Raw genomic sequence first — 17,125 nt, 5'->3', positions numbered from 1 at the left:
GATCCGCTCCAGCGGCGCCGGCCGCCCCAGCAGGTAGCCCTGCACCTGGTCGCAGCCGTGCGCGGCCAGCCAGTCCAGCTGCCCCGGCGTCTCCACGCCTTCAGCGATGATGGTCAGCCCCATGCTGTGGCCCAGCGACAGCAGCGCGCGGCAGATCGACGCGTTGCGCGGGTTGGTTTCCACATCCGCAACGAAGCTGCGGTCGATCTTCAGGATGTCCAGCGGCAGGTGCTGCAGGTAGGACATGCTGGAGTAACCGGTGCCGAAGTCATCCAGCGACACGCTGATGCCCTGCTCGTGCAGGCGCTGCATGGTCTGCATCGCCTGCGCCGGCTTGCGCATCAGGCTGCTCTCGGTCAGCTCCACGTGCAGCGCGCCGCGGGCCAGCCCGAACTCCTGCTGGGCGCGGGTGAACTCGGCCACCAGGTCACTGTTGAAGAACTGCACGGCCGAGACATTCACCGCGATCGGCAACTCGCCCCAGCCGGCCTCGACCAGCCGGCGCTGCGCCTTCGCCGCCGCGCGGATCACCCAGCGGCCCAGCGCCAGGATCAGCCCGGTCTCCTCGCACAGCTGGATGAACTCGTTGGGCGGGATGAAGCTGCCATCGGCCTGCGGCCAGCGCAGCAGGGCCTCCAGCGCGGCCGGGCTGCCATCGCCGGCATGCCGGATCGGCTGGAAGTACAGCTCGAATTCGTTGTCGATGGCGGCATGGATGCGCCCGGCCAGGCGCAGGCGGTCGGCCAGCCGCGTGGTCACCGCCGCGTCGAACCACACCACCACGTTGCCTTCCGCACGCGCTGCGTGGGCCGCCTGCGCGGCCATGCCGATCACCTGCTCGGCGGAGTAGCCGTCACCGGGCACATGCACGGCCACGCCGATGCGTGGCTCGAACTGGTGCAGCGAATCCTTGCCCCGCATCGGCGCCGACACAATCTGCAGCAGATCATCCAGCACGCGCTGGGTATCGTGGCCGGTACCGATGGCGAACACGAAGTCCTCCGCTGGCTGGAACGCCAGCGTGCCGCAGCGCGCGCCCAGCCCACCCAGCCGCGTCGCCATCGACTGCAGCACCGCATCGCCGATCTCGCGGCCCAGCGTATCGGCCACCAGCTGCAGGCCACGCAACTGCACGAAGGCGATGGTGTAGCCCGCGTCCTGCTCGTCCAGCTGTCCGGTCAGCGCGCGTACGTTGAGCAGGCCGGTAGCCGGGTTGTGCCGCGCCTGGTAGGCCAGGTCGCGCTCGTAGGCCAGCCGCTCGCTGACATCCTCGGCCAGCACCAGGCACGCGGGCTGGCCATCGAAGTCCAGCTTGGACAGGTGCGTGCGGACTTCGAACACGCTGCCGTCCTTGCGCCGGTGCAGGCGCACGGTGGCGTCCTGCAGTTCGCCCACGCGGGCTTTGGCGATCGCCCCCTTCACCTCGTCCCAGCCTTCGCGCGGGCGGATGTCGAGGATGCTCATCGCCAGGAATTCCTCGCGGCTGTAGCCGTACTGGCGCACCGCGGCATCGTTGACCTCGATGAAGCGCAGCGTGTCCGGGTCGAACACCCAGAACGGCGCCGGGTTGCGGTCGAACAGCAGGCGGAAGCGGCGTTCCACTTCGCTCATCTGTTCGCGCGCCTGGTAGCGCTCGCTCAGGTCGGTCAGCGCACCGATCATGCGTCGCTCGCTGTCGTCCACCTCCACCCGCTGCCCGCGCGCGCCGACCCAGCGCACCTCGCCACCGGGCAGCACCAGGCGGAACACCTGGTCGAGCACCGCGCCACCGGCGAAGGCCTGGTCGAAGGCCTGCTGCAGGCGCGCGGCATCGTCGCGGTGCACGCGCGCAAAGAAATCGGCGACCGGCAAGGCATCGGTCTGCACGCCGAAGATCTCGCGCGCCAGCGGCGACCAGCGCAGCAGTGCGGCATCCTCGTCCACGTACCAGGTGCAGACACGGCCGACCTGGTGCGCCAGGCGCAGTTCGGCATGGCCTGCTTTCAGTTCCTCGGCCATCGACTGCTGGCGGCGGGTGCTGCGGCGCACGGCATACAGCAGCGCCAGCAATACCGCGATGTAGGCCAGCACGATCGCCACCGAGGCCTGCAGGTAGGGCCACCATGGCGCCAGCACGTCCTCGTCGGCCAGCCCGACCTGCACCGCCAGCGGGCTGCGCTCCAGCGTACTGATGGTGATGATGCGCGGCACGCCATCGACCGCGCCCGGCAGGCTGCCCAGCTCGACCACCGCCTGCTTGCCGAGCAGGTCGCGGCGCGGCAGGTCGTAGCGGCGGCCGACCGTGCCATGCGGGTCCGGCACGCGGGCCAGCATGTAGCCGTCGGCGTCGCTGATCGAGACCAGTCCATTGGGGCCGACATCGAGGCCACCGACGATGCGCTGCAGTTCGCCGCAGCGCAGCCGTGCCAGCAACCAGCGGTCGCCCGCCATCGGCAGCGCCAGCGGTACTACCCAGCCGCCATCGCCGGCCCGCTGCGGCGGGCCGATGTACAGCGCGCTGCCCTGGCCACGGCGCTGCGGGTCGGTCCACAGCGGCAGCTGCAGGTCGCCCTGGCCGGCGGTCAGCGCTCGGCCGTAGCTATCGAGCACGACGATGCTGTGCAGTTCGGCATGGCGCCGCAGCACGCCACCGATGGCAGCGTCCAGCAACGCGGGTGCCTGCACCGGCACGCTGCGGAACAGCTCCACGGCATCGGCGGCGATGCCGGACATCGCCCGCTCCAGGTTGCGCAGCTCCAGCGCCAGCAGGCGTTCACTGCCCACCGCCAACGCGCGGCTCTGGCGTTGCGCGGCCTCCAGCCGGCGCTGGTGGTCGTTGACCAGCATGGTGGCCAGGCCCGCCACCAGCAGCACGCCCAGCAGCACGCCGCCCCAGGTAATGGCGCGCAGTGGCCGGGCCAACGCCCGCTTCAGTGCGGGCATCGGTCGATCTTCCTTGTGCAGTCGGCTGGCTTCATGCGCGAACGAATCCTCCACGTCCCCGACCTCAACGGCCGGCGGACGCCATTCTTGACGCCTGACCCGACCCCGCATGGCCACCTCCCCGTGACCGCGCAGGGCTCCCGGGACCAGCATGCACCACCCCGATGACGGCGTGAAGATCGCATCGGCGCGTTCAGCCAGATCCTGCACAGGACAGGCGGCACAACGGGACGGCCAGGCGGCCCGGAGCGGATTAGACTTGGGGTTTTCCGCTGCAAGAGAAGTCCATGTCCAAGCTGCGCCGTCCTACCCTGGCACTGGCCATCATCGCCAGCCTGTCCCTGGCCGCCTGCGACCGCCCGGCCGATCCGGCCGCCGGCACCGCTGCGCCGGCCGATGCGGCGCCTGCCGCAGCCAAGCCGATGCTGGGCAGCTTCGGCTTCGATGCCAGCGGCATGGACCGCAGCATCGCCGCCGGCGACGATTTCTTCGGCTTCGCCAACGGTACGTGGGTGAAGAACACCGAGATTCCGGCCGACCGTTCGCGCTTCGGCAGCTTCAACGTCATCGCCGAGAAGACCCTGGCCGACACCCGCGCCATCCTCGAAGGCGCCGCCGGCAACGCCCAGGCCAGCGGCGACGACAAGCTGATCGGCGACTACTACGCCGCCTACATGGACGAAGCCGCCATCGAGCAGCACGGCATCGCGCCGGTGCAGCCGCAGCTGAAGGCCATCGATGCGATCGCCGACAAGGCCGGGCTGGCCCGCGCCCTAGGCGGCGACATGCGCGCCGACGTCGACCTGCTCAACGCCACCAACTTCTATACCGACCGCCTGTTCGGCCTCTGGGTGTCGGTGGACATGCTGCAGCCGGACCGCACCGCCCCTTATCTGGTGCAAGGCGGCCTGGGCATGCCCGACCGTGACTTCTACCTGGGCGGCGGCCGCATGGCCGAACTGCGCAAGCAGTACCAGGCCTACATCGCGCAGATGCTGCAGCTGGCCGGCGCCGCCGACCCGGCCGGCAAGGCGCAGCGCATCCTCGCGCTGGAGACCAAGATCGCGCAGGCGCATGCCACCCAGGAAGAAACCAACGACGTGACCAAGGGCGCCAACCCCTGGACCCAGGCTGACTTCAACGCCAAGGCCCCGGGCATGGACTGGAACGCCTTCCTCGATGCGGCTGCACTCGGCAACCAGCAGGATTTCATCGTGTGGCAGCCCAAGGCCGTCGCCGGCCTGTCGAAGCTGGTGGCCACCGAACCGCTGGACGCCTGGAAGGACTACCTCGCCTTCCACGCGCTTGACCGCGCCGCCGCCTATCTGCCGAAGAAGTTCGCCGACGCCCGTTTCGCTTTCCATGGCACCGCGCTGAGCGGCACGCCGCAGCAGAGCGACCGCTGGAAGCGGGCCGTGGATGACGCCAACCATGCGGTCGGCGAAGCCATTGGCAAGCGTTACGTCGAAAAGCACTTCGACGCCAAAACCAAGGAACGTGCGGACGAGATGGCGAAGAACATCATCGCCGCCTTCGCCAAGCGCATCGATGCACTGTCGTGGATGTCGCCGCAGACCAAGGCACACGCCAAGGCCAAGGTTGCCGGCCTGACCGTGGGCATGGGCTATCCGGAAAAGTGGCGCGACTACACCGGGCTGGAGATCCGCCGCGATGACGCGCTGGGCAATGCACAGCGCGCCGAGCTGTTCGAGTACCAGCGCAACATCGCCAAGCTGGGCAAGGCGGTCGACCACAGCGAGTGGGCGATGCTGCCGCAGACCATCAACGCGATGAACGTGCCGCTGGAAAACCGCCTGGTGTTCCCGGCCGCGATCCTGCAGCCGCCGTTCTTCGACGGTGCCGCCGACGACGCGGTGAACTACGGCGCGATCGGTGCGGTGATCGGCCACGAGATCAGCCATGGCTTCGACAATGCCGGCGCGCTGTTCGATGAAACCGGCAAGCTGCATAACTGGTGGACCGCCGAAGACCTCAAGCAGTTCAATGCCGCCGGTGACGCGCTGGCCGCGCAGTTCAGCAGCTACGAGCCGTTCCCGGGCGTGCACGTGAACGGCAAGCTGACCCTGGGCGAGAACATCGCCGACGTGGCCGGCCTGGGCACTGCCTACGACGCCTACCAGCTGTCACTGCAGGGCAAGCCCGGCCAGACCCTGGAGGGCTTCACTCCGGACCAGCGCTTCTTCCTCGGCTTCGCCCAGGCATGGCGCAGCAAGAGCCGCGAGCAGGCACTGCGCAATTCGCTGCTGACCGACGTGCATGCACCGGGCCAGTTCCGCGCACTGACCGTGCGCAACATCGACGCCTGGTACCCGGCGTTCGAAGTGAAGGAAGGCCAGAAGCTGTACCTGGCCCCGGACAAGCGGGTCAAGGTGTGGTGATGTAACCGGAACGGGCGCCGCAGGGCGCCCGTTTCATTTTCCGGCCTGGCCCGGGTGGGTGCCGACCTTGGTCGGCACGGGGCAGGAGTCCACCCATGGCGTGGATCTACCTGCGGGTGGTGGCAACCATCAGCAGAGCGCTCGCAGCCAACATCGCCGCAGCCCACAGATTCGCGTGCAGCCCGGTGCTGTCCAGCAGCCTGCCTCCGGCCCACGCCCCCAGCGCGATGCCGACGTTGAACACACCCACGTACAGCGCGGTAGCAATTTCAACCGCCTGCGGCACCGCCTTCATCATCCAGCTCATCAAGCCCACCGATACGCCACCGTAGGCCAGCCCCCACAGCAGCAGCACCGCGATGCCTCCGGCCGGCGTGCCGCCCATCCACAGCAACAGCAGCGGCGTCAGCAGCAGGCCCGAGGCGATGGCCAGCAGCACGCCACGCGGATGGCGTGCGGCCAGTGGCCCGGCAACGAAGTTGCCGACGATGCCGGCCACGCCATAGGCAAACAGCAGTCCGCCGATCCACGACGCCTGCACCCCCGATACGTCCATCAACAGCGGACGCACATAGGTAAACGCGATGAAGTGCCCGGCCACCAGCAGCAGGGTCAGCCACAAGCCCTGGCGCAGGCCGCGATGGCCGAGCTGCTGCACGAACTGCATCGGCCGAACCGACCTCGCCACCGGCAACGCGGGAAGCACCACAGGCTGCAGCAGCAGTATCGTCGCACTGAACAGCGCCATCGCCGCAAACGCACAACGCCAGCCCAGCGCGTCGCCGATCAATGCGCCGAGCGGCACGCCCAGCACCGACGCCGCAGCCACGCCGCCGAAGATGATCGAGGTGGCCAGGCCGATGCGGTGCGCGGGCACCAGGCGTGCGGCCAGGCCGCCGGCGATGGCCCAGATGCCGCCCATGCAGAACCCGACCAGCACGCGCGCGGCCAGCAGCCAGCCGATGCTGGGCGCCAGCGCGGAGGCGATGTTGGCCACTGTCAGCAGGCCGAGCAACGCACACAGGATGCGACGACGATCGATGCCACCGGCAGCGATCACCACCACCGGTGCGAACAGCGCCGCCAGCAGGGCCGGCAGCGAGATCATCAGGCCGGCGGTACCGGTGGATGCGCCGAGCGCCTCGGCGATCGGGGTCAGCAGGCCGACCGGCAGCATCTCGGTGGTGACCACCGAAAACGTGGCCAGGCCAACCGCGCTGACGGCCCACCATGGATGGCGCACAGGGGGCACGGCATGCGCAGGCGAAGCAGTACTCACGGGACGACTCCTTCAGCGCAGAGAGAGGGAACAGGCCTGCGCAGCGCACGCCAGGCAAGCAGCGCGACCAGCAGCACCACGGCGCCCGCCACCAGCGCGATCACGAAGCCGCTGCGCACGCCACCGGCATCGACGCTGTACCCGGACAGCGCCGCGCCCAGCGCAACGCCGATGTTCAATCCGGCCAGCAGCCAGGTCATGCCTTCGGTAAGCCGCGATGCGGGCACGCGCTGTTCGACCAGCGACATCGCCACGATCATCGTCGGCGCGAAGAACAGCCCGGCCAGCAGCACCGCCGCCGCCAACGCGGGCAGCGTGCCGGCCCACGGCAGTGGCAGCGTGGTCAGGGCGGTCGCCGCTGCCCCCAGCAGCAACAGCCGCGGCATCGGCACCTGCAGCTTCAACGCACCGAACAGCAGGCCGGCCGCGCAACTGCCCAGCGCATAGGCCGAGAGCACCGCACTGGCTGCCAGCGGCTGCCCGCGCTGCTCGGCGAACGCCACGCTGGTGATATCGACGGTGCCGACAATCACGCCCATCGCCAGCATCAGCAACGCCAGCAGGCGGATCTCCGCCTGCCGCAGCAGAGAACGCGAAGGCAACCCGGCTTCTTCGCGCGATTGCAGCGGCGGCTCGGTGCCCCGTTGCAGCACCAGCGCAGCCACGCCCACCAGCAGCAGCAGGGCCGCCACCAGCACGCCGGCCTGCGGCCACACCGCCACCGACAGCCCCACCGACAGCGGTGGCCCGGCGATGAAGGTGACCTCGTCGAATACCGTCTCCAGCGAGTACGCGGTCTGCAATGCCGGGCGGCCGCGATGGATTGCGGTCCAGCGCGCGCGCACCATCGCCGACACGCTGGGCATGCAGCCGGCCAGCATCGCCGCGCCGAACAGCATCGCGTCCGGCGCCGCCATCACGGTGCAGGCCAGCAGCAACAGCAGGCCGGTCGCGCTGGCCGCGGCGGCCCACGGCAGCACCCGTGCCTGGCCGTACCGGTCGACCCAGCGCGACACCTGCGGCGACAGCAACGCGTAGGTCAGCACGAAGGTGGCCGACACCGCACCGGCCAGCGCATAGCTGCCGCGCAGCTGCGACAGCAGGGTGATGATGCCGATGCCGGTCATCGGCAGCGGCAGGCGGGCCAGCAACCCAGCCAGGGCAAGCCCGGCCGTGCCGGGCGCAGCGAACAGGTCGCGATAAGGGGTGGCCATCAGGATCTCCAGAGCGGCGGCTTGCCTGGCGCGCGGGGCGCCACGACAATACATACAGGGCGTATGAATAAGAGGCTACATTCATACGCGCCGTATGTAAATAATCATGCACTGCGTATGTAAGGAGCTCTGGATGGTCCGCCGCACCCGCGCCGAGATGGAAGAAACCCGCGCCAGCCTGCTGGCCACCGCCCGCCGTGTGTTCAGCGAGCACGGCTATGCCGCCACCTCGATGGATGACCTGACCGCCCAGGCCGGGCTGACCCGGGGTGCGCTCTATCACCACTTCGGCGACAAGAAGGGCCTGCTGGCGGCGGTGGTCGCCCAGCTCGACGCCGAGACCGACCTGCGCCTGCAGGCGATCAGCGAGCGTGCCGACGACGCCTGGGACGGCTTCGTGCAGCGCTGTCGCGCCTACCTGGAGATGGCGCTGGAACCGGAAATCCAGCGCCTGGTGCTGCGTGATGCGCGTGCAGTGCTGGGGGGCGCCTCGCCGGAATCGCAGCGGCACTGCGTGCAGTCGATGCAGCGCCTGATCGAACAGTTGATCGCCCAGGGCGTGGTGACGCCGGTGGATGCGCAGGCGCTGGCGTCGTTGATCTACGGCAGCCTGGCCGAGGCGGCGTTCTGGATCGCCGAAGGCGAGGATGGCGATGCGCGCCTGGCGCAGGCGACGGCCGCGCTGGAGATGCTGTTGCGTGGGTTGAAGCCGGCCGGGTAGTGCCCCTCCACGCATGTCGTGGATCCGCGGTGGAATCGGCGCTGCTGGAGGCAGGCCCGGGTCGGCATCGGCCCGGGCCGGTTGCGCGGTCGGGCCCGATTCGGGGCAATCACGGCGCCGGCGGCGGGTCTGCATGCTCAGCCGCGGTTTCATGTGCGGCCGCAGCACGTTTCACCCTGCGACATCCTGTCGCAGGCTGTGACTGCGATGCTGCAATGCAGCAACATTCACCCATTCAGACAAAACCCTTACCGCGCTTGGCATTTCGCCCATTGCACGGCTCGCTGGAAGTGCTAGAACTGAACCCGCCACACCGTCCAATGCTGATCGACGCACGTTCCACAAGGAGCCAGCCATGATTGCTTTGTTCAAGGGTTTGGGACTACTGCTTCGCGACAACGAGCTCTACAGCAGCCCGTTCGAAAAACAGGTTGCGCACTGGCGCAGCCTCAGCGAGCAGCAGATCCGCGATGAAGTGGCTGTGCTGGCCCAGGCCAAGTGCCAGTGGCTGATCGCCTCGATCGTCGGCTGGCAGGCGGCCTCGCTGCTGATCCTCGGCCTGATCACCAACTACCTGTGGCGCGACGATTACCACATCACCTTCACCCGCGTGGTCGTGGTGTTCGGCTCGTGGATCTCGATCCTGTTCGTGATCTGGTTCATGGCCAACATGTTCGACCGTACGGCCGGCTTCGAGCGCTGGATGAAGGCCTTCAACAGCCGCGCCCGCATCAGTTCCAAGGCCGACAGCGTCGAGCACGTGGCCGAGGCGCTGGACCTGGCCGAACACTATCCGGAAGTGCTGGACTACAAGCAGGCGGTCACCGCCCGGCGCGAGCTGCGCCATGAGGACATCCGCATCATGACCGAGATCGGGCGCATGAAGCAGCACTCCGAACTGGTCGGACGCCTCAACCATGTCGGCGAGAACGAGCATCACCACGACCTGACGCTGCAGCCAGCCTACTGACCCTTCTGGAAAGCGGGGGGACCCACAATGCCACCGTGATCACTCACGGTGGCATTGTTCTATCGGGTCCTGGCTGACGCACTGGCGGAAGCCCTTGGGCAGGTCGCGCATCGCTTCGGTCTTGCCCACCGCCACCGCGAACCGGCGCAGCGGCGGCCTGGCGCAGGCCGCATCGGTGCTGCAGGCCGGGTCCAGCACCACATAGTGGCACTGGCCGCTGCGGCTGGCGATGCACTGGAACCGCGCTTGACCCTCGACCACGGTGCCTTTGCTGTACAGCGTATCCACGCCGTTGGCCTGGGTACGGGTGATCGAGGTGGTGCTGGATTTCTCGCAGCCGCCCAGTGACAGCGCAGCGACGCAGGCAAGCAGGAACAGGCGCATGGTGCCTCCAGGGTGTGGTTACATGCCGCGGAACAGGCTCATGAACGGTTGGCTGACCACCAGGGTTTCCGCTCGCTGGCGCAAGCGCAGCACGCCGCGCCCGGTATCGTCGCGGCTCACCGCTGCCACCGCTTTCATGTTGACGATGGTGGAGCGGTGGATCTGGCGGAAATGCTGTGGATCGAGCACTTCCAGCAGCTCGCGCAACGGCGTGCGCAGCAGGCTTTCGCCAGCGGCGGTGACCACGGTGGTGTACTTGTTGTCGGCGCGGAAGTAGGCCACGTCCTCCAGCATGATCAGCTGCGTCTCGCGGCCATTGCTGGCGGTGATCCAGGCCAGTGGCGGACGCTCCGCGCCTGCCTGCGATGGGCCCAATCGCTGCAGCAGGCGCTCCAGCACGGCATCGTCCTGCCGCGTCGATGGCAGCCGCGACAGGATGCGCTCGCGGGTCGCCAGCAGCCGCTCGTCGCTGACCGGCTTCAGCAGGTAATCCATCGCGCCCTGCTCGAAGGCGTCGATGGCGTACTGATCGTAGGCGGTCACGAACACCACCTGGGTACGCGGGCTCAGCTCGGACAGCGCGCGCGCCACTTCGATGCCACTGATGCCGGGCATGCGGATGTCGAGGAAGGCGATGTCCGGCTGCTTCTCGGCCAACTGCTCCAGCGCCGTGGCGCCGTCCTCGCACTCGGCCACCAGCTTCAGCTCCGGCCACAGGCGGCCCAGCTGCTCCACCAGGGATTGCCGCAGCAGTTCCTCGTCTTCGGCGATCAGTGCTTCAAGCGGCATGGCTGCGCTCCTTGCCCGACTGCGGCAGGGTCATGGTCGCGGCCACGCCGCTGGGGAAGTTGGCGACGATCGCCACGCCGGCCTGCTCACCGCAGGTCAGGCGCAGGCGCTCGCGCAGGTTCTTCAGGCCGATGCCGGTGCCGCTGGTGCCCTGGCCGAAGCCAAGGCCATCGTCGGCCACGGTCACGGTGACGTGGTCGTCGAAGCCGCGCGCCAGGATCCAGATCGTGCCACCGCCGGGCTTCGGTTCCAGCCCGTGCTTGATGGCGTTCTCCACCAGCGTCTGCAGCGCCATCGCCGGCAGGTGCACGCCATGCAGTTCAGTGGGCACCTGCACCTCCACCGACAAGCGTGCCCCCATGCGGATGCGCAGGATTTCCAGATAGGCGCGGGTGCGTTCCAGCTCCACGCCCAGCGTGGATACCGATTCATCCACCTGCGGCAGCGAACTGCGCAGGTACTGGATCAGGTGGCCGAGCATCTGTTCGGCACGCGCCGGGTCGGTGCGGGTCAGCACCTGGGCATTGGCCAGCGAGTTGTAGAGGAAATGCGGTTCGACCTGCGCGTGCAGCAGGTTCAAGCGCGCTACCGACAATTCCTTCTCGACCTGGGTCTGTTCGGCGGCGGCCTGCTCGTCGCGGCGCTGGTCGGCAACCCGCCGGCTGATCGCGCGGGTGACCGCTTCGGCATTCTCGTAGTTGCTGCCCTCGTCCAGTGCCAGCAGGTCGGCCCACCAACCGGCATCGGGCTCGAACAGCAGGGTGACGGTGCTGGTGCCCTGGCCCGGCGTGACCGTGGCCAGCACGCTGTTGCGCTTGATCGCCAGCCGCGCCGGCAGGTTCCAGCGCGACGGCTGGCGGCCGTTCCACAGATCGACGCGGCGCACATAGGCGCGCACCTGCAGGCTGCCTGCCGAGCTTTCCACCTCTTCCACCCGCGGCAGTTCGCCAACGGCCGCCTCGACCACCGCGAACGCATGGCCGGCATCCATCGGCAGTTCGATCTGCCGGCGCTGGCGCCCCGACAGGGTGGCACCATCGAGGCGGCCGGCCACCAGCCAGACCCGCCGCACGTGGGTCACCGCACTGCCCAGCGCGGAGATCATCAGGAACATCACCAGCAGCCCGAATACCCAGCCGGGGCCATCGTTCATGCCGCTGAAAATGCCGCTCCAGACCATGCCGGCCACGAACAGTGCCGCGGCCCAGGCGAGCAGGTGACGAAGGATGAGGGAGAGGCTGGCGAACACGGCGGCGCCTTGGAGGAAGGGGGTGAGCCGAGCATAGGGCGGCCTGCCGGGCAAACAAGCGGGCTGCGACGAAGGGCCCGAAAGCGGGGATGGAAGCCGTTCTGGTAGAGCCGGCCGCTGGCCGGCTCCCCATGACCTCCGCAAGCATCACAAGGTTGCCGGCCAGCGGCCGGCACGACCCGGGAGGCGCCGGGCGAACCCGGCGCCCTCCCTTACTTGCGCTGGTCGGCGCTGGCGTCACGCACGGCGCGGAACGACTCATCCTTGCTCCAGTTCGGCCAGCTGCGCGAGTTGGCCAGCTGGTCGCCCAGGGTGTACAGCACTTCCAGGTCGCGGGCAGCACCGGCGAACACCCAGTCCGGCTGCCATTCGTCGCCCTGCTGGTGGTAGCGCTTGGCGGTGTAGTCTTCCGAGGCCTTCTTGCCCGCGGCCACGCCGCCGTCCACCCAGTCCTGGCCGGCCGACCACGACAGCGCCGGCACGCCGCGCTTGGCGAACGGGAAGTGATCGGAACGGAAGAACAGGCCTGCTTCCGGCTTCGGGTCCGGGGTGTAGCGGATGTCCCAGCCCTTGGCCACGTCCTTCAGCTGGTCCAGCAGCTCGAAGCGCGCCGCACCGTAGATGCCGAAATCACGCGACGGGCCGAACGGCGCCATGCCGTCCATGTTGATCACCGCCACGGTCTTTTCCAGCGGGTACAGCGGATGGGTGGCGTAGTACTCCGAACCCAGCAGGCCCTTCTCCTCGGCGGTGACCGCCAGGAACAGCACCGAACGCTGCGGGCGCTTGGCCTTGGCGAAGCCGCGCGCCAGCTCGACCAGCGAGGCGGTACCGCTGGCATTGTCCAGGGCGCCGTTGAAGATGCGGTCACCGCGCGCATCCGGCTCGCCCACACCGATGTGGTCCCAGTGCGCGCTGTAGATGATCGTCTCGTCCGGATGGCGGCTGCCTTCCAGGCGCGCGGCCACATTGTGCGAGGTGATCACTTCGGTCTTCACCGCGTACTTCGCATCCAGGCTGGCGCCGGTCAGCGGCACCGGGGTGAAGTCGCGCTGCTGCGCCTTCTTCTTCAGCGCGTCGAAGTCCTGCCCGGCCGAGCGGAACAGCTCCACGGCCAGGTCGCGCTGGATCCAGCCTTCCAGCAGCGGATGGCTCTCGGCCGGGTTGTCGCGCACCACGTCGAACATGGTGTTGGTGTTGGACCCGGCCACGGTGGCCCAGCCATACGAGGCCGGCGCAGTCTCGTGCACGATCAGCACGCCCAGCGCGCCCTGGCGTGCGCCTTCCTCGTACTTGTAGGTCCAACGGCCGTAATAGGTCATGCCCTTGCCGTCGAAGTCGCCCTGCCCGGTCTCGAAGTCCGGGTCGTTGATCAGCACCACGGCGATCTTGCCCTTCAGGTCGACGCCCTTGAAGTCGTCCCAGTTGCGCTCCGGTGCCTTCATGCCATAACCGAGGAACACCAGCGGCGCCTTGCTGATATCAACGTTGCTGGCGCCATTCATCGCGGCACGCACGGCGATCTGCTTGCCCTGTTCCAGCGGCAGGGTCTTGCTGCCCTGGTGCAGGGCCAGCTGCGGTGCGCCGACGATGTCGCCCTTGCGCAGCGGCACGGCCTGGGTCCACAGGCGCTTGCCGTCCTTGAGGTCGCCGCCGGGCTGCAGGCCGGCATCGGCGAACTGCTTGCTGAGGTAGGCGACGGTCTTCTCTTCGCCGGCAGTGGCCGGCGAGCGGCCCTCGTAGGCGTCGGAGGCCAGTTCCTTGACGTCGGCGGAGATCCGCGCGCCGTCGAATTTCGGGGTGGCCGCCATCAGTGCACTCGACACCGACAGGGCCAGCACGCCCAGTACTACTCGTTTCATTGCTCTCTCCAGCAGGGAAATCTCTCTGGAGTGTAATGGGATTCGGCAGCGCTGCGCCCCGCCTTTGGTGGGTGTCGACCTTGGTCGACACGCCACGCCATGCATGGGGTCAGATCCCGTTCCTGTCGGAAGAGAGCGCTGACCCCGATCGCTGGGCGCGCAACAGCAGCAGCTCGCGCTCGCGGGCGTTGCCGGTCAGCGCGGCGGCGGCGGCGAAGGCCGCGCGCGCGTCATCGGCCCGGCCCAGCTGCTGCAGCAGGTCACCACGCACCACCTGCAAGGGCGCATAGCCCTGCAACCGCGCATCGGCCAGCAAAGGTTGCAACAGCGCCCAGGCCGCAAACGCGCCGTCGCTGCGCGACACCGCCACCACCCGGTTGAGGGCCACGACCGGCGACGGCATCACCTGCAGCAACTGCGCATACAGTGCAGCGATGCGCGCCCAGTCGGTATCTTCGGCGCGGCGTGCGGCGGCATGACAGGCCGCGATGCGCGCCTGCAGCACGTACGGGTCCTGGCCGCCACCGGCCGCCAGTGCGCGTGCCAGTGCCTGCTGGCCGCGCTCGATCTGCAGCCAGTCCCAGCGTGCGCGGTTCTGCTGGTCCAGCAGCACGGGCGTACCCTGCGCATCGGTCCGCGCGGCCGCGCGCGAGGCCTGCAGTTCCATCAACGCCAGCAGGCCCAGCACCGGCGGCACCGGCAACCGGTGCGCCAGGATGCGCGCCAGCCGCAGCGCTTCCTCGCACAGTGCCGGGCGCATCCAGTCATCACCGGCACTGGCCGCATAGCCTTCGTTGAACACCAGATAGATCGCCTCCAGCACCGAGGCCAAGCGCTCAGGCATCGCCTCCGCGCGCGGCACCTCGTAGGGCACCTGCTTCTGCGCCAGGGTGCGCTTGGCGCGCACGATGCGCTGGGCGATGGTCGGTTCCGGCTGCAGGAAGCCGCGGGCGATCTCGGTGGTGGTCAGGCCGCCGAGCAGGCGCAGGGTCAGCGCCACCCGCGCATCGGCGGGCAGCACCGGATGGCAGGCCACGAACATCAGCCGCAGCAGATCGTCACCCAGGTCATCTTCCAGCGCCTGGCTGTCATCCGGTGCCGGAAGCGCCGCCGGATGCAGTTCCTCGCCCCACTGCGCATGCTGCTGCGCCACCCGCTGGTGCTGGCGCAGCACATCGATGGCACGGTTGCGCGCAGTGGTCATCAGCCAGGCTCCGGGGTTGTCCGGGATGCCCTGCTCCGGCCAGCGCTCCAGCGCGGCCAGCCAGGTGTCCTGGGCCAGCTCCTCGGCGCGACCCACATCGCCCCCGAGCAACCGCGCCAGGCGCGCGATCAACACCGGCGACTCCATCCGCCAGAGGGTTTCAAAGCGCTGCGTCAGTGCGGGATCAGGCATGCAGCGATCACAGCACGCACGCCCGGCCCGCACAAGCGCCGTGGCTCACGCTTCAACGATGGGCTTGAAGCCGCCCCAGAACATGCGCCGGGTATCGAACGGCATGTCCTTCGGGCCCAGCGACGCCAGCCTAGGGTCGGCCATCACCTTTGCGTTGATGCGGTCGCGCGCCGCCCGAGAGCGGAACACCACGAAGGCCACGATCACCGTTTCACCGGGTTTGGCCTTGACCGCACGCGGGAACGAGGTGCTCTTGCCCGGTTCCACATCGTCGGCCACGCATTCCATGTACTGCAGCGCGCCATGCTCCTTCCACACCGCACCGGCCTTGCGGGCAAGGCGGCGGTAGGCCGCCACCCTGTCCTGCGGGCACGGCAGCACGTAAGCATCCACGTAAGCCATGAGGGTTCTCCCTGCGGCGGCCGTCAGCCCGGCTCGCCGTCCATGTGCGCGATTTCCCAGAGATGGCCATCCAGGTCCTGGAAACCGCGCTGGTACATGAAGCCATAGTCACGTGCCGGCTGCGGTTCACTGGCGCCGGCCGCGAGTGCCTTGTCCACCATCGCGTCCACCGCCTTGCGGCTGTCGGCCGACAGGCAGGTGATCACCTCGGTGTGACTGTGCGCATCGGCAATCGCCTTGTTGGTGAACTGCTTGAAGAACGGCTGCGTCAGCAGCATCACGAAGATGCTCTCGCTGATCACCATGCAGGCCGCATCGTCATTGGTGAAGGTCGGGTTGAAGCTGTAGCCCAACGCGGCGAAGAAGGCCTTGGACGCCTGCAGGTCCTGCACGGGCAGGTTGACGAAGATCATCTGTGGTTGCGGTGCACTCATCGGTAAAGCCCCTTGTGGATGAAAGAGGAAATGGGATCAGGGCTGCTTCATGCAGTTGACCATCCACGGCTTGCCGTAGCGGTCGATCAGCATGCCCCAGCGATGCGCCCAGAACGTTTCGGCAATCGGCATCTGCACCTGGCCACCTTCGGCCAGCGCGGCGAACACGCGCTCGGCTTCTTCGATGCTGTCGACGTCGACATTGATGGTGGTCGAGCCACCCTCGCCACCGCCGGGGCCGTCGGCCGCCATCACGATGGCGTTGCCGATCTCCAGCTGGCTGTGCGCGATGTGGTCCAGGGTTTCCGGCGGCATCTCGTTGCAACCCGGCGAGCCATCGGATGGCGGCATGTCGCGGTACTTCATCTCCGAAGTGACCTGGCCACCGAGTGCCTTGGCATAGAACGCCATTGCATCGTGGGCCTGGCCGCTGAAGCCGAGGAAGGGAATCAGTTTCATGGCATTGCTCCGTTGATTGATACAGGGTGTTGCCAGGCCGCGCCCGGCGTGGAGTGAGTCGGGTCAGCCTTCCAGCTGTGCACGCAGACGCTGTTCCTGCTGCTGTAAGTCGGGGGTGAAGGCTTCACCGAAGTCTTCGGCGGAGATCAGGGGGCGCAGTTCCAGCGTGCCGCCGCTGCCGAACGGCGCACGGCTGGCCCACTCGACGGCCTCGTCCAGCGAGCGCACGTCCCACAGCCAGAACCCGGCGATCTGTTCGCTGGCGGGACCGAATGGACCGGCCTCGACCGTGGGTGCCGTGCCACCGAAGTGAATGCGACGACCACGCTGGGTGGCGTGCAGGCCTTCACCGGCCAGCATGATGCCGGCGGCCACCAGTTGTTCGTTGAAGGCGCCCATTTCGGACAGTTCCTGCTGGCTGGGCATGCGGCCGGCTTCGGAGTCGGCGTTGGCCTTCACGATCACCATCACTTTCATTGCGGTCTCCCGTGGGGACGCGTGGTGCGTGCCCTTCACTGGGTACAACGAACCAGGGCGCTGGGAATCGACACGTTTCTGGAAATTTTTTTTCTGCGTGGAAAGCGCGCCTTCGGCGGGAGCCGGCGAACGGCGGAGCCCCTCCGTGGTGGGGTGGGTGGGTCGCTG

At 68.2% G+C, this 17,125-nt stretch carries 15 protein-coding genes; 3 read left to right on the top strand and 12 right to left on the bottom strand.

Going from position 1 to position 17,125, the window contains the following annotated elements; translation table 11 throughout:
• On the bottom strand, positions 1–3,033 hold a 3,033-nt coding region (locus N7590_RS19370), incomplete at its 3' end, for an EAL domain-containing protein (protein WP_279935809.1).
• A gap of 176 nt (positions 3,034–3,209) precedes the next feature.
• On the opposite strand from N7590_RS19370, the gene N7590_RS19365 reads away from it, so the two are divergent.
• Positions 3,210–5,321: a M13 family metallopeptidase gene (locus N7590_RS19365; protein ID WP_164242048.1), complete on the top strand. Its 2,112-nt coding sequence runs from the start codon at positions 3,210–3,212 to the stop codon at positions 5,319–5,321.
• Positions 5,322–5,427: 106 nt separating this feature from the next.
• On the opposite strand, the gene N7590_RS19360 is transcribed toward N7590_RS19365, so the two are convergent.
• Together N7590_RS19360 and N7590_RS19355 are read right to left on the bottom strand one after the other, a co-directional pair.
• Entirely contained in the window at positions 5,428–6,600 is a 1,173-nt protein-coding gene (locus tag N7590_RS19360; RefSeq protein ID WP_164242050.1) for an MFS transporter, read from the bottom strand.
• A complete protein-coding gene (locus N7590_RS19355; protein WP_164242052.1) occupies positions 6,597–7,814 on the bottom strand; it encodes an MFS transporter in 1,218 nt (405 codons plus the stop codon). Before N7590_RS19355 ends, N7590_RS19360 begins: the two co-directional genes overlap by 4 nt.
• Before the next feature lie 133 nt (positions 7,815–7,947).
• Between N7590_RS19355 and N7590_RS19350 the strand changes: the two genes are divergently transcribed.
• A complete protein-coding gene (locus tag N7590_RS19350; protein ID WP_164242053.1) occupies positions 7,948–8,535 on the top strand; it encodes a TetR family transcriptional regulator in 588 nt (195 codons plus the stop codon).
• A 355-nt stretch (positions 8,536–8,890) separates the two neighbouring features.
• Positions 8,891–9,505 carry a hypothetical protein gene (locus N7590_RS19345; RefSeq protein WP_004153965.1) on the top strand — a complete coding sequence of 205 codons (615 nt, stop codon included), beginning with the start codon at positions 8,891–8,893 and terminating at the stop codon, positions 9,503–9,505.
• Positions 9,506–9,544: 39 nt separating this feature from the next.
• Here the strand turns inward: N7590_RS19345 and N7590_RS19340 are convergent, their stop codons facing one another.
• The 9 genes from N7590_RS19340 to N7590_RS19300 all read right to left on the bottom strand — a co-directional run bounded on the left by N7590_RS19340 (position 9,545) and on the right by N7590_RS19300 (position 16,957).
• Positions 9,545–9,889, bottom strand: a complete 345-nt coding sequence (locus tag N7590_RS19340; protein ID WP_164242055.1) for a hypothetical protein — start codon at positions 9,887–9,889, stop codon at positions 9,545–9,547.
• A gap of 18 nt (positions 9,890–9,907) precedes the next feature.
• Entirely contained in the window at positions 9,908–10,678 is a 771-nt protein-coding gene (locus N7590_RS19335) for a LytTR family DNA-binding domain-containing protein (RefSeq protein WP_008265994.1), read from the bottom strand.
• Positions 10,668–11,927: a histidine kinase gene (locus tag N7590_RS19330; RefSeq protein ID WP_053448654.1), complete on the bottom strand. Its 1,260-nt coding sequence runs from the start codon at positions 11,925–11,927 to the stop codon at positions 10,668–10,670. Before N7590_RS19330 ends, N7590_RS19335 begins: the two co-directional genes overlap by 11 nt.
• Positions 11,928–12,139: 212 nt before the next feature.
• Complete coding sequence (locus tag N7590_RS19325; RefSeq protein ID WP_164242057.1) at positions 12,140–13,789, bottom strand: M28 family metallopeptidase; 1,650 nt, start codon at positions 13,787–13,789, stop codon at positions 12,140–12,142.
• 109 nt (positions 13,790–13,898) lie between these two features.
• The gene (locus tag N7590_RS19320) at positions 13,899–15,185 is read right to left on the bottom strand and encodes a sigma-70 family RNA polymerase sigma factor (protein ID WP_053448652.1); all 1,287 of its coding nucleotides are present in this window, start codon (positions 15,183–15,185) and stop codon (positions 13,899–13,901) included.
• A gap of 45 nt (positions 15,186–15,230) precedes the next feature.
• Positions 15,231–15,587 carry a DUF1428 domain-containing protein gene (locus N7590_RS19315; protein WP_053448651.1) on the bottom strand — a complete coding sequence of 119 codons (357 nt, stop codon included), beginning with the start codon at positions 15,585–15,587 and terminating at the stop codon, positions 15,231–15,233.
• 23 nt (positions 15,588–15,610) lie between these two features.
• Positions 15,611–16,021, bottom strand: coding sequence for a VOC family protein (locus tag N7590_RS19310; protein WP_053448650.1), 411 nt, complete (start codon positions 16,019–16,021; stop codon positions 15,611–15,613).
• A gap of 36 nt (positions 16,022–16,057) precedes the next feature.
• A complete protein-coding gene (locus tag N7590_RS19305) occupies positions 16,058–16,480 on the bottom strand; it encodes a VOC family protein (protein WP_279935808.1) in 423 nt (140 codons plus the stop codon).
• 63 nt (positions 16,481–16,543) lie between these two features.
• Positions 16,544–16,957, bottom strand: a complete 414-nt coding sequence (locus N7590_RS19300; protein ID WP_053511527.1) for a YciI family protein — start codon at positions 16,955–16,957, stop codon at positions 16,544–16,546.
• Positions 16,958–17,125: the final 168 nt, after the last annotated feature.

This window comes from Stenotrophomonas sp. GD04024, from assembly GCF_029837545.1.
Taxonomy (GTDB): Bacteria; Pseudomonadota; Gammaproteobacteria; order Xanthomonadales; family Xanthomonadaceae; genus Stenotrophomonas; species Stenotrophomonas forensis.
Note: the sequence above shows the minus strand (reverse complement) of the source record. Positions and strands in the feature narration are given on the sequence as shown.

Excerpts from the sequence above, each read along its gene's own strand:
- N7590_RS19365 (WP_164242048.1), top strand. The coding sequence starts at position 3,210 with ATGTCCAAGCTGCGCCGTCCTACCCTGGCACTGGCCATCATCGCCAGC.
- N7590_RS19355 (WP_164242052.1), bottom strand. The coding sequence starts at position 7,814 with ATGGCCACCCCTTATCGCGACCTGTTCGCTGCGCCCGGCACGGCCGGG.
- N7590_RS19350 (WP_164242053.1), top strand. The coding sequence starts at position 7,948 with ATGGTCCGCCGCACCCGCGCCGAGATGGAAGAAACCCGCGCCAGCCTG.
- N7590_RS19345 (WP_004153965.1), top strand. The coding sequence starts at position 8,891 with ATGATTGCTTTGTTCAAGGGTTTGGGACTACTGCTTCGCGACAACGAG.
- N7590_RS19340 (WP_164242055.1), bottom strand. The coding sequence starts at position 9,889 with ATGCGCCTGTTCCTGCTTGCCTGCGTCGCTGCGCTGTCACTGGGCGGC.
- N7590_RS19335 (WP_008265994.1), bottom strand. The coding sequence starts at position 10,678 with ATGCCGCTTGAAGCACTGATCGCCGAAGACGAGGAACTGCTGCGGCAA.
- N7590_RS19325 (WP_164242057.1), bottom strand. The coding sequence starts at position 13,789 with ATGAAACGAGTAGTACTGGGCGTGCTGGCCCTGTCGGTGTCGAGTGCA.
- N7590_RS19320 (WP_053448652.1), bottom strand. The coding sequence starts at position 15,185 with ATGCCTGATCCCGCACTGACGCAGCGCTTTGAAACCCTCTGGCGGATG.
- N7590_RS19315 (WP_053448651.1), bottom strand. The coding sequence starts at position 15,587 with ATGGCTTACGTGGATGCTTACGTGCTGCCGTGCCCGCAGGACAGGGTG.
- N7590_RS19310 (WP_053448650.1), bottom strand. The coding sequence starts at position 16,021 with ATGAGTGCACCGCAACCACAGATGATCTTCGTCAACCTGCCCGTGCAG.
- N7590_RS19305 (WP_279935808.1), bottom strand. The coding sequence starts at position 16,480 with ATGAAACTGATTCCCTTCCTCGGCTTCAGCGGCCAGGCCCACGATGCA.
- N7590_RS19300 (WP_053511527.1), bottom strand. The coding sequence starts at position 16,957 with ATGAAAGTGATGGTGATCGTGAAGGCCAACGCCGACTCCGAAGCCGGC.